This window comes from Actinacidiphila sp. bgisy160 (assembly GCF_057707815.1).
Genome location: NZ_JBYIQW010000017.1, coordinates 36,993 through 50,587, shown reverse-complemented (window position 1 = coordinate 50,587; position 13,595 = coordinate 36,993). Strand labels below are relative to the sequence as shown.

Here is a 13,595-nt window from a genome sequence, read left to right as displayed (position 1 = left end):
GCAAGCCGGCGCGATACCGAGGCGACAGTGACGACTGAAGCTTCAGGACACGCGCAGATCTACCGGGGACTGTTTTGCCCTCGGAGCCTTCGCACGGGCCGAGCGCCAGTGCGAAGGCTCTGGCACGTCCGCTCTCCCGGCGGAATCGAAGAGCGGCAGACGTAGCCCTTTCCTGCAGGCGAAACCTGTGCATTGGACGTCTGCCTCCTCGATCAAGGCACTCCCGCCCCGCACAGCGCGGCGGCGGCGGCCCGACGCCTCGGGCCGCCGCTCCTCATGGGGACGTAAGCGGCGGGCATGGCCAGGCCCACGGTGAGCCGTATCCGCTCCTGAGGCACTGACCTCTTACGACAGAGCCGGGCCCGTGCGCCGGTCGTCCCCGGCATTCGCCGGGGGGACGCGTGGCCCGGCGGGGCCGGGGCCACGCTCCTCATGGGTGGGCTTCATTCGCTTCGACGGGCATCCGAGATCAGGGGTTGAGCCCCCGGAAGGATGTCAATCCCTCCAAATGCCACTGCGGCCTGACGAACCTGCTCACGGCGATCGCGTGGCCTGCCGGAAGCATGCCAAATTCGCTCCACACTCCGGCAACGTCCGCTGACGGTCTCTTGCGTCGTTGGCCTTGAGGGGGAGCCGGTAGCCCTGCGCGTCCAGCCAGCCGCAGCGGGCGGCCGAGGTCCGGGCGACCGCCTTCGGGAACGCGACCGGGACGTAGACATCCGGGGTGCCGTAGCGGGGGCCGCAGCCGGAGACGCTGACCTTCACCGGTGCCGAGGTCCGCTTCCTGCCCGGTTTCAGGGGTTCGTTCGCGAGGTCCCGGGCGAAGTCGTGGATGTGCGGGGAGGGGGTGTCCGCGCCGGCCTGGGTGGTGGAGCGCAGCGCCGGCCCGGTCCCGGCGGAGTCCAGGTGGATCCATTTCGCGACCGAGGGCACGCCGTTGGCGTCGGCGGTGAAGAGCATGTACCAGCCGGGCGGGGCGAGGTTGGGGTTGGTGGTGACGTTGAGGTCGATGGTGTCGGCGTTGACGGTCAGTGGCAGTTCGACGAGGCGCTGGTTGGGGTCGGAGGAGTGGGTGATGCGGGGCGGATCAGTTGCCCGGAGCAATCGTGCTTCCTCGTGGCACGGCTCTGCGACATGCTGTCGAACGCGCTGCGGGTCGCTGAGTCGCGCGGCATGCGTCTGACAACCGGAGACGCCGATGAGTAGGCGCGAAGCTCCGCTGATGACCCTGCGCGCATCGCGCAACGGCGGGCAGGCGTGGGGCCCCGCTTCCACAGCGGGGACAATCTTGAAGCCCTTTCAGTCTTCTGTGTGGCCACCGTGCGAGTGCCGCCGATGCATGCCGGGGCTGCGCCGCTCATGGCGATTTGCCCGGACGTAGTGGGGGCCCGTAGCGGCCTGCGGATTCCCCAATACAGCGAGCGGCTCGGACAGGGCTGCGGGGCCGGTCCGTCCCACATCGTCCACACGTCTAACCCGCCGCCACGCCCTCTGAAGGGGCGCCCGCCCGATCCCCGAATTTTTGCACGACGGACCTGCCCTCCGGCCGCGTAGAGCAAACGACGGATTCATGCACGGAGGGGACTGCACGATGACAGTGCGTGCGCTCATCGGAACACTGAGGGGTGCCAGGGGTACGGCGATCGCGGCGGCGGCGATTGCCGTGCTGACCGCGTCACAAGCGCCAAGGGCGGTCACGGCCCAAGCCGAAGAGCCCGCACGGAAGGCGGCACCCGCCGAGCACGGCCTCAGCGTTTCCGGCGACACCCCGTACCGCACCGAACTTCCACCGCTGCGGACGCGGAAGAAGGGCATGGCACAGGGAGTGACTGACGGCAATGTGCCTGCGAGTGTGTTCGCCGCGTACCGGCGTGCCGAGGAGGATCTGGCGCGTACCGCGCCGCGCTGCCACCTGCGCTGGCAGTTGTTGGCCGCGATTGGCCAGGTGGAGTCAGGGCAGGCACGGGGCGGCTGGGTGACTCGGGACGGTACCACCGTGACGCCCATCCTCGGCCCGCGGCTGACCGGCGGCGCCTTCGCTGTCGTGGCGGATACCGACGGCGGCGCGTACGACGGGGACGCGGTGTACGACCGCGCGGTCGGTCCGATGCAGTTCATCCCGTCCACCTGGGCCCGCTGGGGAGCGGACGGTAACGGCGACGGACGGACGGATCCGAACAATGTTTACGACGCGGCGCTCGCAGCCGGCCGCTACCTGTGCTCGGGCGACCGGGACCTGTCGAACCCGGCCGACCTGGACCGGGCGATACTGGGCTACAACCACTCGGACGCCTATCTGCGCGCCGTCAAGGCGTGGTACGTGTACTACCTGACCGGACACCGCGTGGTGCCGGACGCGTCCGCCGGATCCCGGCCGGTCCGGCCGAAGCCGTCCGGCCCGAAGAGGCAGAAGCTTGCGCCGCCGAAGCCGTCGGGCGACCGGAAGCCGAGCACTGGTCCTTCGCGCATGCCGTCGACGTCGCCCACCGCACCCTCTCCCAGGCCTTCCCTCGCGACCGGGGTCCCGAAGGCGTCCGCGACGCCGATGGTTCCCGTCCCCGAACTGACGCTCTCGCTGCCCGGGGGCGGCGTGCTGCCCGAGGTTGGCCGCTGACCACTGGCAAGGGCCGGAACGCCATGGGTGTCCGCCTCTCCACAACCGCCACTACTCGGCGGTAATCTCGCCACGTCGGAAGCATGTACCGGCGGGTGAGTGCGAAGGGGCGGGCCCTCATGGCGACGGATATGCCTGCGGACACAGCGGCCGCCGACGAGCGCTGGCAGCGCCTGTGGAGCCATCGTGAGCAGTTGCTCAAGGTGGCCCGGCGGCGATCGGTGAGCCGGGAGGACGCCGAGGACGCCGTTCATGAGGCGATGTTGCGAGCCGCGGAGCGCCCGGACCTCGACGACGAGCGGCTCGGCGCCTGGTTGACGACGGTGACGATGCGGCTGTGCGTTGACCGGCACCGGCAGGTCAACCGCGAGGCCGAGGTGGGCAGCCGTCCCGCACTCATGACACCGGGCCCGGTACCCGTCGAGGAGGCGGTGTGCGACCGGGCTGAGGCGAAGTGGCTGGCGGTGCGCAGCGGCGAATTGCCCGCCCGGCAGGCGGAGGCGCTTCGGCTGAGGTCCGAGGACCTGGACGTGAGCCAGGTCGCGGTGCGGATGGGGCTCAGCTACCGGACCGTCGAGTCGCTGCTGGCCCGGGCCCGGCGGACTTTGCGCGCCTCGTTGGCCGGAACGCTCGGGCTGGTGCTGTTCCTGGTCGGGCGCGGACGGTTGCGCGGGGGCGGCAATGCGCAGGCGGTCGCGTTCACCACGACGGCGGCAACCCTGGTGGTGGCGGGGTTCGTGCTGCCGTTCGCGCTCGACGCGGGCGGAAACGGGACTGGTCCGGCGCCGCGGCCGGCCGTGTCCGGCGACCCGCGGCTCCTGCACGGCGAGGTCACGGGCCGGGGGCACGCCCCCGCAACGCCCACCCCGTCGTCGTCGGCGCGCGGGTCTTGGGGCCGGACGCCCTCACCCACCGGGGGATCGTTTCTGCCGGTGCCGGTGCCGGTGCCATCCCTGGCGGACGTGTCCGCGTTTCCGCCCTCGGCGCCGCAGGTCCCTCAGGTGCCCGAGGTTCCGAAGGTGCCGGGGCTGCCGACGGCCGTGACGGGCCTGCCGACCGTCGTGCCGGGTCTGCCGACGGGGTTGGTCGCCTCGTCACTCCCGTCGCTCCCGTCGCTTCCCCCGACCTCGGTCGTACCTCCGCTGTCTGTCTCCAGCCCGGGGACGCCTTCGCTCACGTCGTCGCCGAAGCTGCCGTAGCGCCCCGCACACACGTCCGCGAAAAAATTCCTGGTTCGCCGCGACGGACGCACCTCTCTTCCCCGTAGAGCAGTTGTCGGGACTGCTCCACGGGCGAAGGATGGAACCGGATGGGTGTCGAGATCTGTGTGGAAGGGCTGACCAAGTCCTTCGGCCACCAGGTCATCTGGCAGGACGTCTCGCTGACGCTGCCTGCCGGGGAGGTCTCGGTGATGCTCGGCCCCTCGGGGACGGGCAAGTCGGTGTTCCTCAAGACGCTCGTGGGGCTGCTGAAGCCGGAGCGGGGATCGGTGAAGGTCGCGGGCCGGGACATCACCCGCCTGCGCGAGCGCGACCTGTACGAGGTGCGGAAGCTGTTCGGCGTGCTGTTCCAGGACGGCGCGCTGTTCGGCTCGATGAACCTCTACGACAACATCGCCTTTCCCCTACGCGAGCACACCCGCACGTCCGAGAGCGAGATCAAGCGGATCGTTCTCGAAAAGATGGACATGGTCGGGTTGATCGGCGCTGAGGGGAAGCTGCCCGGCGAGATCTCCGGCGGTATGCGCAAGCGGGCCGGGCTGGCCCGTGCCCTGGTCCTCGACCCGCAGATCATCCTGTTCGACGAACCGGACTCGGGCCTGGACCCGGTCCGCGTGGCCTACCTCAATCAGCTCATCGTCGACCTCAACGCACAGATCGACGCGACCTTCCTCATCGTCACCCACGACATCGCCTCGGCCCGTCAGGTGCCGGACAACATCGGGCTGCTGTTCCGGCGCGAGCTGGTGACGTTCGGGCCCCGCGAAGAGCTGCTGGCCAGTGACGAGCCCGTCGTACGGCAGTTCCTGAACGGCCGGATGCAGGGGCCGATCGGCATGGCGGAGGAGAAGGACGCGGCCCAGGTCGAGCAGGAGCTGGCCCAGATCGATGAGGGTGTTCGGGCCGATGTGCCGACCCCGCGCCTGCTGCCCAGCCCCGGCATCACCCGCCCGCCCCGCTGGGATGCGATCGCGAGGCGCGAGGCCGAGCTGCACGAGAGGGGGGTGAGGGACACATGAGACTCTCCCCGACGGGTGCGCTGCGGCACTCGGGCAGCCTCTTCGCGATGGCGCTGGACGTCGTCCGATCCCTGCCCCGACGGCCCTTCCAGGCGAGGGAGTTCATTCAGCAGGCTTGGTTCGTCGCGAGCGTCACGATCCTGCCGACGGCTTTGGTCTCGATTCCGTTCGGGGCGGTCATCGCGCTGCAGATCGGCAGTCTGACCCGTCAGTTGGGCGCGCAGTCCTTCTCTGGTGCTGCGTCCGTGCTCGCCGTGCTGCGGGAGGCATCGCCGATCGTCACCGCGCTGCTGATCGCGGGCGCGGGCGGCACGGCGATCTGCGCGGACCTCGGGGCGCGCAAGATCCGGGACGAGATCGACGCGATGCAGGTGCTCGGCATCGACCCGATCCACCGGCTCGTCGTACCGCGGGTGCTGGCGTCGATGGTGGTAGCCGTACTGCTCAACGGCCTCGTCTCGGTGGTCGGTGTTGCGGGCGGCTATTTCTTCAACGTCGTTCTCCAGCACGGCACGCCCGGCGCATACCTGGCGTCCTTCACCACCCTCGCTCAGCTGCCCGACCTGTGGGCGGCGGAGATCAAGGCGCTGGTGTTCGGGGCCATCGCCGCGATCGTCGCCTCGTACAAGGGGCTGACGGCGCAGGGCGGGCCGAAGGGCGTGGGCGATGCCGTCAACCAGTCCGTGGTGATCACTTTCATGTTGCTGTTCGTGACCAACTTCGTGATGACGGCCGTGTACTTCCAGGTCGTCCCGCAGAGGGGTTAGCCGATGAGACCGCGAAACCTCCTCGATCGCCCCCTGCGCTCACTCGAAGAGCTGGGTGCCCAGCTGTCCTTCTACGGGCGCTCCTTGGCTTGGACGGGCCGCACCCTGCGACGCTACAAGAAGGAGGTTTTGCGGCTCCTTGCCGAGGTGAGCTTCGGGCGCGGCGCGCTCGCCGTCGTCGGCGGCACGGTCGGTGTGATCGCGTTCCTTTCCTTCTTCACCGGCACCGAGGTCGGCCTTCAGGGCTATGCGGCCCTCAACCAGCTCGGCACTTCGAACTTCGTGGCGTTCTTGTCGGCGTACTTCAACACTCGGGAGATCGCCCCGCTGGTGGCCGGACTCGCCCTGTCCGCGACGGTCGGGGCGGGGTTCACCGCGCAGCTGGGTGCGATGCGGATCAGCGAGGAGACCGACGCGCTGGAGGTGATGGGCGTCCCGTCGCTGCCGTTCCTTGTGACGACGCGGATGATCGCCGGCTTCGTCGCGGTGATCCCGCTGTACGTGATCGGGCTGCTGTCCTCGTACCTGGCCGCCCGCACCATCACCACTGGCTACTACGGGCAGTCGACCGGCACGTATGACCACTACTTCCACCAGTACCTGCCGCCCGTCGATGTGTTCTGGTCCTTCGGCAAGGTGATCGTCTTCGCTCTGCTGATCATCCTGGTGCACTGCTACTACGGCTACCACGCGAGTGGCGGACCGGCCGGTGTCGGCGTCGCGGTGGGCCGTGCGGTGCGGACCTCGATCGTCGCCATCAACGTCCTGGACTTCTTCCTGAGCCTGGCGATCTGGGGCGCCAACACGACGGTACGGGTGGCGGGGTGAGAGCGGTGCGCATGCAGAGAATGCGGTTCAGGCTCTACGGAATTGCCTTCCTCGCCGTGCTCGCGCTGCTGCTGTCGCTCGCGGTGGCCGTCTACCAGCAGGCGTTCACCTCGGTGGTGCCCATCACCCTGGAGGCCGACACCCTCGGCAACCAGCTCGATGCACGCGCCGACGTCAAGCTGCGCGGGCTGCTGGTCGGCGAGGTGCGCGAGGTGCATGCCGACGGCACCAAGGCGACCCTGGACATCGCGCTGAACCCGCAGTACGTGTCGTACATCCCCTCGAACGTGCACGCGCGGCTGCTTCCCAAGACGCTGTTCGGCGAGAAGTACGTCGACCTGGTCGCTCCTGCCGGCGCTGCGCGCTCGTCGGCTCGGCCCATCCGTGCGGGTGACGTCATCACCCAGGACCGAACGAAGGTCGGCATCGAGGTGCAGCAGTTGATGAACGACCTGCTGCCGCTGCTGCGCACGGTCCGGCCGGGTGAGCTCAACGCCACGCTGTCGGCGTTCGCCACTGCGCTGGAGGGCCGCGGCGACCGGATCGGAGGCAATCTCACCCAGGTCGAGGGCTATCTGCGCCGCCTCAACCCGCACATGCCCTCCCTGAAGGAGGACATCACACGGTTCGCGGACGTCGCCGCGGTGTACGGCGACGCCGCGCCCGACCTGATGCGGATCCTGCGCAACACCGTCACCACCAGCCGGACGATCGTCGAGAAGAGGGAGCAGTTGGTGTTGGCTCTGCGCGCGACCGCCTCCGTGGCGGGCACAGCGAACGACTTCCTGTCCGAGAACGGCGACCGGCTGATCACCCTGGGCCGGGTCTCCCGCCCCGCACTGGAGCTGTTCGCCCGGTACTCCCCCGAGTACCCGTGCCTGTTCCAGGGCCTGGTCCGGCAGGAGAAGGCCTCCGAGGAGGCGTTCCGGGGCGGCGAGATGCGGATCACCCTTGAGGTCGTCCGGCCGCAGGAGGCGTACCGGCCCGGCGAGGAGCCGGCGTACGGCGCCCGGTCCGGCCCGAACTGCCGCGGTCTGCCGCATCCGCAGGTGCCCGGGCCGAAGCCCCATCTCGACGACGGCACGTCGGCCGGAGGTTCCGGCGGCGCACTCCCCGAAGGTGCCGAGGTGTCCGCCACCCGGGCCGAGCAGCGGGCCGTGGGCTCGCTCGTGGCGCCCGTCATGGGCGTCCCCGCGGACGAGGTGCCGCCCGTGGCGACCCTACTGTTCGGGCCGCTGGCGCGCGGAACGGCGGTGAGTGTCGCATGAGCGGATCCGGAGCGCGGCAGACCGCCGCCCCGCTGATCAAGTTCAGCCTCTTCGCGCTGGTCACGATCGCGGCGACGGCGCTCCTCGCGGCCACCATCGTCAACGTCTCCTTCACCCGCAAGGACACCTATCACGCCGTGTTCACCGACGTCACCGGGCTGGAGAACGGCGACGACATCCGGGTGGCCGGAGTACGGGTGGGAGAGGTCGAGGGCATCCGGATCAAGGACCGGACGCTGGCGGAGGTCACGTTCACCGTCAGCGCGGACCGGCCGCTGCTCGCCGGGACCCACGCGGTCGTCCGCTACCGCAACCTGGTCGGGCAGCGGTACGTCGCACTCACCGAGGGCACCGGCGACGGCACCGCCCGGCTGCGGCCGGGCGGCACCATCCCGCTGTCCCGGACCGAGCCGGCGCTGGACCTCAACGCCCTGCTGAACGGCTTCAAGCCGCTGTTCGCGGCGCTCAGCCCGAACGACGTCAACCAGCTGGCCACCGAGATCGTCCAGACCCTCCAGGGCGAGGGCGGCACGGTGAACAGTCTGCTCGCGCACACGGCCTCGCTCACCAGCACCCTCGCCGACCGCGACAAGCTGATCGGATCGGTGATCGACAACCTCAACACCGTCCTGGCGACCCTCGACGAGCGCGGCTCCCGCTTCTCCGGGCTGCTGACGCAGCTGCGCCGAGTGGTTTCGGGGCTTTCCGCCGACCGCAAGCCCATCGGGGAGTCGCTGGTGAGCATCGGCGACCTCACGGACGTCACGTCGGGGCTGCTCAAGGACGCGCGTCCACCGCTGAAGGACGACATCGCCCGGCTCGGCGATCTCACCGGGACGCTGAACAGGAACGAGCACACCGTCGAGGGCGTCCTGAAACGGCTGCCGAGCAAGCTCGAGAAGCTGACGGGGACGGCCTCGTACGGCTCGTGGTTCAACTTCTACCTCTGCGACTTCGACGGCCGGATCGTGCTGCCGAAGACCAAGCAGGTGATCACCCCGGAGCTGCACGTGGCACGGGCGAGGTGTGGCGGATGAGCCTCCGCATCAGGCGGCGCGATGGCCGCCGCCCCGAGCCGCTGGTGAGGTTCCCGGTCCTGCCACCGAAGCCGAAGCTGCCGAAGCTGCCCAGGCTGCTGCCGAAGCCCGAACCACGCCAGGGACCACTCGCGAAGGTGCGCGTGCTGCCGCCGAAGCTGCCCAGGATCCGGCTCACGCGCCCGCGCCTGAAACCCTTCCGCGAGCACAACCCGGTCGTCGTCGGCGCCGTAGGCCTCACCATCCTCGCGCTGCTCACCGTCGCCGCCTTCAACGCCGACAGCCTGCCGCTGATCGGCGGCGGCGACACCTATAGCGCGGCCTTCTCCGAGGCCGGCGGGCTCAAGCCGGACGACGAGGTACGGATCGCCGGGGTCAAGGTCGGCAAGGTCGAGGACGTCGACCTGGACGGCGACCACGTCAAGGTGACCTTCAAAGTGAAGGGCCGGCCGGCGTTCGGCACCGACACGGGGGCGTCGATCCGTGTCAAGACGATCCTCGGCGCGAAGTACCTTGCCCTCTACCCGAAGGGGCCCGGCCAGTTGAAGCCGGGCAGCGAGATCCCGCTTCGGCGGACCGTGTCGGCGTACGACGTCGTCCAGGCCTTCAGCGACCTGACGACCACCACCGAGGAGGTCGACACGGGCCGGCTCGCGAAGGCACTGGACACGATCGCCGACACCTTCCAGGACTCCCCCGAGGAAGTGCGGGCGTCGATCAAGGGATTGTCGCGGATATCCCGGACCGTCGCCGCCCGCGACAAGGCGCTGCGAGAGCTGCTCGACCACGCGAACGGCGTCACCAAGGTGCTGGCCGATCACACGAAGGACGTCTCCGCACTGGTGAAGAACGGCGACGCCCTGTTCAAAGAGATCGACAAGCGGCGCTGGGCGATCCACAAGCTGCTCAAGAGCTCCGCGCTGCTGGGCATCGAGCTGTCAGGCCTGGTCGACGACAACAGCAAGGGGATCGGGCCCGCACTGAAGAACCTCAACACCTTCCTGAGGATGCTCGAACGCAACCAGGCGAGCCTCGACCGCAGCGTCCGGCTGCTCGCCCCCTACGTCCGGCTCTTCACCAACACCCTCGGCAACGGCCGCTGGTTCGACTCCTACATCCAGAACATGGTCGCCGCCCCGGTCACGCCACGGACGGGAGGCACCCGATGACCCGCAGACTCCTGGCCCTGTTCACCGCGCTCGCGATCGTCGTCGGCCTCGCCGTCGTCCTCTGGCCGGGACCCGGCCCCGTCCGCGTCACGGCGTACTTCCCGCGGACCGTCGGCATCTACCCCGGCTCCGACGTCCGCGTCCTCGGTGTCCGCATCGGCGAGGTCAGGAAGATCACGCCGGAGGGCGGCCGGGTACGGGTCGAGCTGGAATACGACAGGGGCCGCAAGGTCCCCGCCGACGCACAGGCCGCCATCGTCAACTCCTCGGTGGTCAGCGACCGTTACGTGCAGCTGCTGCCGGTGTACCGCAAGGGCGCGGTGCTGCGGGACGGAGCCGTCATCCCCGAGTCCCGTACGGCTGTTCCCGTCGAGCTGGACCGGATCTTCGACAGCCTGCACACCACCGCCGAGGCGCTCGGCCCGAACGGTGCCAACAACAAGGGTTCGCTGTCCCGGCTGCTCGGGGTGAGCGCGGACAACCTCCAGGGGCAGGGCGCGAGCCTCAACCAGACGGTGCAGGACCTGTCCCAGGCGGTCACCACGCTGTCCGACGGGCGGCGCGACCTGTTCGGGACCGTGCGGAACCTTCAGGTGTTCACGGCCGCGCTGGCGGCGGACGACGCCAGCGTGCGGTCGTTCAACACCGACCTCGCCGACGTGGCCGGGCAGCTCGCCGCGGAGCGTGAGGATCTCGCGGCCGCGCTGAAGTACCTGGCTGCCGCACTCGGCGACGTGTCCGGCTTCGTGAAGGGAAACAAGAAGGCGCTGACCTCGGACGTGCGGGGCCTGGCCGAGGTCACCAAGGTCCTCGTCAGCCAACGAGACGCTCTGGAGGAGATTTTGACCGTCGCGCCCACGGGCCTGTCGAACCTGCAGAACGCCTACAACCCCTCCGCCGGCACCCTCGACACCCGCAACAACGCGCAAACCCCCCAGGACCCGTCGTCCCTTCTCTGCTCGATCCTGAAGACGACCGGCGACGACCATGACAACTGCGAGGGGCTGAAGAAGCTCTTCGCCTCCTTGCCCGAGGTTCCGCCGGTCCCGGCGTCGACGGGCTCGGTCGACAAGACCCTCGGCGGCATTCTGGGGGCACCGGCATGAGCGTGCGGCGCAAGGGGCGGGTGGCCGCCTGGACGGCGGTCTGCTCGCTGCTGCTGACCGGCTGCGAGTTCAACGGCTGGTATGACGTCCCGCTGCCCGGCGGCGCGGCCTCGGACGGTCACGCCTACCACGTCACCGTCGAGTTCCGGGACGTCCTGGACCTCGTGCCGCAGTCGTCGGTCAAGGTCAACAACGTCACCGTCGGCGCGGTCGAGAAGGTGGAACTGGACGGCTGGCACGCCCGCGTACGGCTCAGGATCGCCGACTCGGTGAAGCTGCCCGGCAACGCGGTCGCCGATCTGAGGCAGACCAGCATGCTCGGCGAGAAGTACGTCGCCCTGTCCGCACCGGCCGGCACACGCCCCGTCGGACGTCTCCGCGACGGCGACCGCATCCCGCTGTCCCGCAGCGGCCGCAACCCGGAGGTCGAGGAGGTGCTGTCGGCGCTGTCCGCGCTGCTCAACGGCGGCGGGGTGGCGCAGCTCAAGACGATCACCATCGAGTTGAACCAAGCCCTCAGCGGCCGCGAGGACCGGGTCCGGTCCCTGCTGAAGCAGCTCGACATCTTCCTCTCCGGCCTCGACGGCCAGCGGGCGGACATCGTGCGCGCGCTGAATGGCGTCGACCGGCTCGCGCAGCGGCTGAAGAAGGAGAAGAAAATGATCGCCTTGGCCGTCGACACCATGCCGCCCGCCCTAAAGGCCCTCGCAGACCAGCGCGAGGACCTGACGAAGATGCTCACCGCCTTGTCCAGGCTCGGCAAGACCGGCACCAGGGTGGTGAACGCCTCCCACGACGACACCGTCGCCAACCTGAAGAAGCTCCAGCCCATTCTGCAGGAGCTGAACAAAGCAGGCGACGACCTGCCCAACTCCCTAGAGCTCCTCACCACGTACCCGTTCCCGCGCAACGCGACGGACGCCGTCAAGGGCGATTACGTCAACCTGAAGATCACCGCCGACCTCGACCTGGCGGACCTCTACGGCAACGTCACCGGTAAGCCGGGCAAGGGCGGGAAGTCCCCGGCCCCCGGGACACCGCATCTTCCCGGCCACCCCACTCCCATCCCTCTCCCGTCCGTCCCTTCCCTGCCGGGCATCCCGTCCGTACCCCCTGTGCCCCCTGTGCCCTCCGCGCCCGCCGTGCCCTCGACGCCCTCCCACGGCAGCACCCTGCTCTGTCCGCCGGTGTGCACCTCCGCCTACGGCAGCGGGGACGACGCGCGTCGCTTCCCGCCCGGGGTCGATCCCGCGCTCGCCGAGCTGATGCTGAAGGGGATACTGCCGTGATCACACGTACGGTCAAGGCCCAGCTGCTGGCCTTCGCGACCATCACCGCCCTGGGGGCGGCGTACGTCGGCGCCCAGTACACGGGCCTGGTGGACGACATCTTGCACCGCGGGTACACCGTTCGCGCCGACTTCGCCGAGTCAGGGGGCGTCTTCCCGGGTGCCGAGGTCACCTACCGGGGGGTGCCGGTGGGCCGCGTGGGCGATCTGCAGCTGACCGGATCCGGGGTCTCGGTGGCGCTGAGGATCGAGGACGGCGCCCCGAGGATCCCGGCCGACACGCTCGCGGTGGTCGCCGCCCGATCGGCGGTGGGTGAGCAGTACGTCGACCTCCAGCCGCGGCGGTCGGGCGGCCCGTACCTCAGGGACGGCAGCCCGATCCCGCGCAGCCGCACCCGGACCCCACTGCCGGTCACCGACCTGGTCCTCAGCCTCGACCGGCTGGTCAACTCGGTCGGCAAGGACGATCTGCGGGTCACCGTCGACGAGCTGGGCAAGGCGTTCTCCGGCACAGGACCGAACCTGAGCCGGCTGGTGGACTCCGGTGACGCGCTGGTTGAGGCGGCATCGCAGTCGCTCCCCCAGACGGTCTCGCTGATCGAGGACTCGCGGAAGGTACTCAGGACACAGGCCGACCAAGGCTCGGCCATCACGTCGTTCTCCCGCGATCTCGCCACGCTCACGGAGCAGTTGAAGTCGAGCGACGGCGACCTTCGCCGGCTGATCGGCAGCACCGCGCCCGCCGCGCGGCAGGTCGATTCGCTGCTGAAGTCCACGCGGCCGCACGTGCCGATCCTGCTGGCCAACCTCATCAGCGGCGGCCAGATCACCGTGGCCCGGTTGCCCGGCGTCGAACAGACCCTGGTCACGCTCCCGCTCACTGTCGCGGGCAGCTACACGGTCATCCCCGGCGACGGCACCACCCACTTCGGGCTGACCGTGAACGCCGATGACCCTCCCGCTTGCACCCGGGGCTACAACACCCAGCGGCGCGACCCAGCCGACACCGGCACGCGCCATGCGAACACCGACGCGCGCTGCACGCTACCGCGCGGCAGCAAGTCCTCGGTGCGCGGAGCGCAGAACGCGCCCGGCGCCACGACCGGCCCGCACAGCGGTGACCAGGCCGCGTTCGTGGCCCCGTACGACCCGGAGACCGGCACCGTGACCGGCCCGGACGGAACGCTCCTCGAGATCGGCTCGACGGGCGGGGAACAGGCCGTGTTCGGAAAGGAGTCGTGGCAATGGCTGCTCGTGGGACCGATGGTGTGAGAGGCGG

The 13,595-nt window shown here is 69.7% G+C and carries 12 protein-coding genes; 11 read left to right on the top strand and 1 reads right to left on the bottom strand.

Translation table 11 applies throughout. The annotated features are described in order from the left end of the window. Positions 1-534 precede the first annotated feature (534 nt). Positions 535-1,104: a galactose oxidase early set domain-containing protein gene (locus tag AC3EUJ_RS16335; protein WP_431961950.1), complete on the bottom strand. Its 570-nt coding sequence runs from the start codon at positions 1,102-1,104 to the stop codon at positions 535-537. Positions 1,105-1,597: 493 nt separating this feature from the next. On the opposite strand from AC3EUJ_RS16335, the gene AC3EUJ_RS16330 reads away from it, so the two are divergent. The 11 genes from AC3EUJ_RS16330 to AC3EUJ_RS16280 all read left to right on the top strand — a co-directional run bounded on the left by AC3EUJ_RS16330 (position 1,598) and on the right by AC3EUJ_RS16280 (position 13,588). Then, positions 1,598-2,614 carry a lytic transglycosylase domain-containing protein gene (locus AC3EUJ_RS16330; protein WP_431961949.1) on the top strand — a complete coding sequence of 339 codons (1,017 nt, stop codon included), beginning with the start codon at positions 1,598-1,600 and terminating at the stop codon, positions 2,612-2,614. Between the two features lie 131 nt (positions 2,615-2,745). After that, entirely contained in the window at positions 2,746-3,813 is a 1,068-nt protein-coding gene (locus tag AC3EUJ_RS16325) for an RNA polymerase sigma factor (RefSeq protein ID WP_431961948.1), read from the top strand. Between the two features lie 110 nt (positions 3,814-3,923). Further along, complete coding sequence (locus tag AC3EUJ_RS16320) at positions 3,924-4,853, top strand: ABC transporter ATP-binding protein (RefSeq protein ID WP_431961947.1); 930 nt, start codon at positions 3,924-3,926, stop codon at positions 4,851-4,853. After that, positions 4,850-5,620: an MlaE family ABC transporter permease gene (locus AC3EUJ_RS16315; RefSeq protein ID WP_386993462.1), complete on the top strand. Its 771-nt coding sequence runs from the start codon at positions 4,850-4,852 to the stop codon at positions 5,618-5,620. The genes AC3EUJ_RS16320 and AC3EUJ_RS16315 overlap by 4 nt, the downstream gene beginning before the upstream one ends. Positions 5,621-5,623: 3 nt before the next feature. Beyond that, complete coding sequence (locus tag AC3EUJ_RS16310; protein WP_431961946.1) at positions 5,624-6,448, top strand: MlaE family ABC transporter permease; 825 nt, start codon at positions 5,624-5,626, stop codon at positions 6,446-6,448. A gap of 11 nt (positions 6,449-6,459) precedes the next feature. After that, on the top strand, positions 6,460-7,716 hold the full coding sequence (locus tag AC3EUJ_RS16305) for an MCE family protein (RefSeq protein WP_431962013.1): 1,257 nt from the start codon (positions 6,460-6,462) through the stop codon (positions 7,714-7,716). Next, on the top strand, positions 7,713-8,753 hold the full coding sequence (locus AC3EUJ_RS16300; RefSeq protein ID WP_431961945.1) for an MCE family protein: 1,041 nt from the start codon (positions 7,713-7,715) through the stop codon (positions 8,751-8,753). The genes AC3EUJ_RS16305 and AC3EUJ_RS16300 overlap by 4 nt, the downstream gene beginning before the upstream one ends. Continuing rightward, positions 8,750-9,922, top strand: a complete 1,173-nt coding sequence (locus tag AC3EUJ_RS16295; protein ID WP_431961944.1) for an MCE family protein — start codon at positions 8,750-8,752, stop codon at positions 9,920-9,922. The genes AC3EUJ_RS16300 and AC3EUJ_RS16295 overlap by 4 nt, the downstream gene beginning before the upstream one ends. Further along, positions 9,919-11,028, top strand: coding sequence for an MCE family protein (locus AC3EUJ_RS16290; protein WP_431961943.1), 1,110 nt, complete (start codon positions 9,919-9,921; stop codon positions 11,026-11,028). Before AC3EUJ_RS16295 ends, AC3EUJ_RS16290 begins: the two co-directional genes overlap by 4 nt. Further along, positions 11,025-12,317 carry an MCE family protein gene (locus tag AC3EUJ_RS16285; protein ID WP_431961942.1) on the top strand — a complete coding sequence of 431 codons (1,293 nt, stop codon included), beginning with the start codon at positions 11,025-11,027 and terminating at the stop codon, positions 12,315-12,317. Before AC3EUJ_RS16290 ends, AC3EUJ_RS16285 begins: the two co-directional genes overlap by 4 nt. Further along, complete coding sequence (locus AC3EUJ_RS16280) at positions 12,314-13,588, top strand: MCE family protein (RefSeq protein WP_431961941.1); 1,275 nt, start codon at positions 12,314-12,316, stop codon at positions 13,586-13,588. Before AC3EUJ_RS16285 ends, AC3EUJ_RS16280 begins: the two co-directional genes overlap by 4 nt. Positions 13,589-13,595 lie beyond the last annotated feature (7 nt).

Coding starts and splice junctions, on each gene's coding strand:
- AC3EUJ_RS16325 (WP_431961948.1), top strand. CDS start 2,746: ATGCCTGCGGACACAGCGGCCGCCGACGAGCGCTGGCAGCGCCTGTGG.
- AC3EUJ_RS16320 (WP_431961947.1), top strand. CDS start 3,924: ATGGGTGTCGAGATCTGTGTGGAAGGGCTGACCAAGTCCTTCGGCCAC.
- AC3EUJ_RS16315 (WP_386993462.1), top strand. CDS start 4,850: ATGAGACTCTCCCCGACGGGTGCGCTGCGGCACTCGGGCAGCCTCTTC.
- AC3EUJ_RS16310 (WP_431961946.1), top strand. CDS start 5,624: ATGAGACCGCGAAACCTCCTCGATCGCCCCCTGCGCTCACTCGAAGAG.
- AC3EUJ_RS16305 (WP_431962013.1), top strand. CDS start 6,460: ATGCAGAGAATGCGGTTCAGGCTCTACGGAATTGCCTTCCTCGCCGTG.
- AC3EUJ_RS16300 (WP_431961945.1), top strand. CDS start 7,713: ATGAGCGGATCCGGAGCGCGGCAGACCGCCGCCCCGCTGATCAAGTTC.
- AC3EUJ_RS16295 (WP_431961944.1), top strand. CDS start 8,750: ATGAGCCTCCGCATCAGGCGGCGCGATGGCCGCCGCCCCGAGCCGCTG.
- AC3EUJ_RS16290 (WP_431961943.1), top strand. CDS start 9,919: ATGACCCGCAGACTCCTGGCCCTGTTCACCGCGCTCGCGATCGTCGTC.
- AC3EUJ_RS16285 (WP_431961942.1), top strand. CDS start 11,025: ATGAGCGTGCGGCGCAAGGGGCGGGTGGCCGCCTGGACGGCGGTCTGC.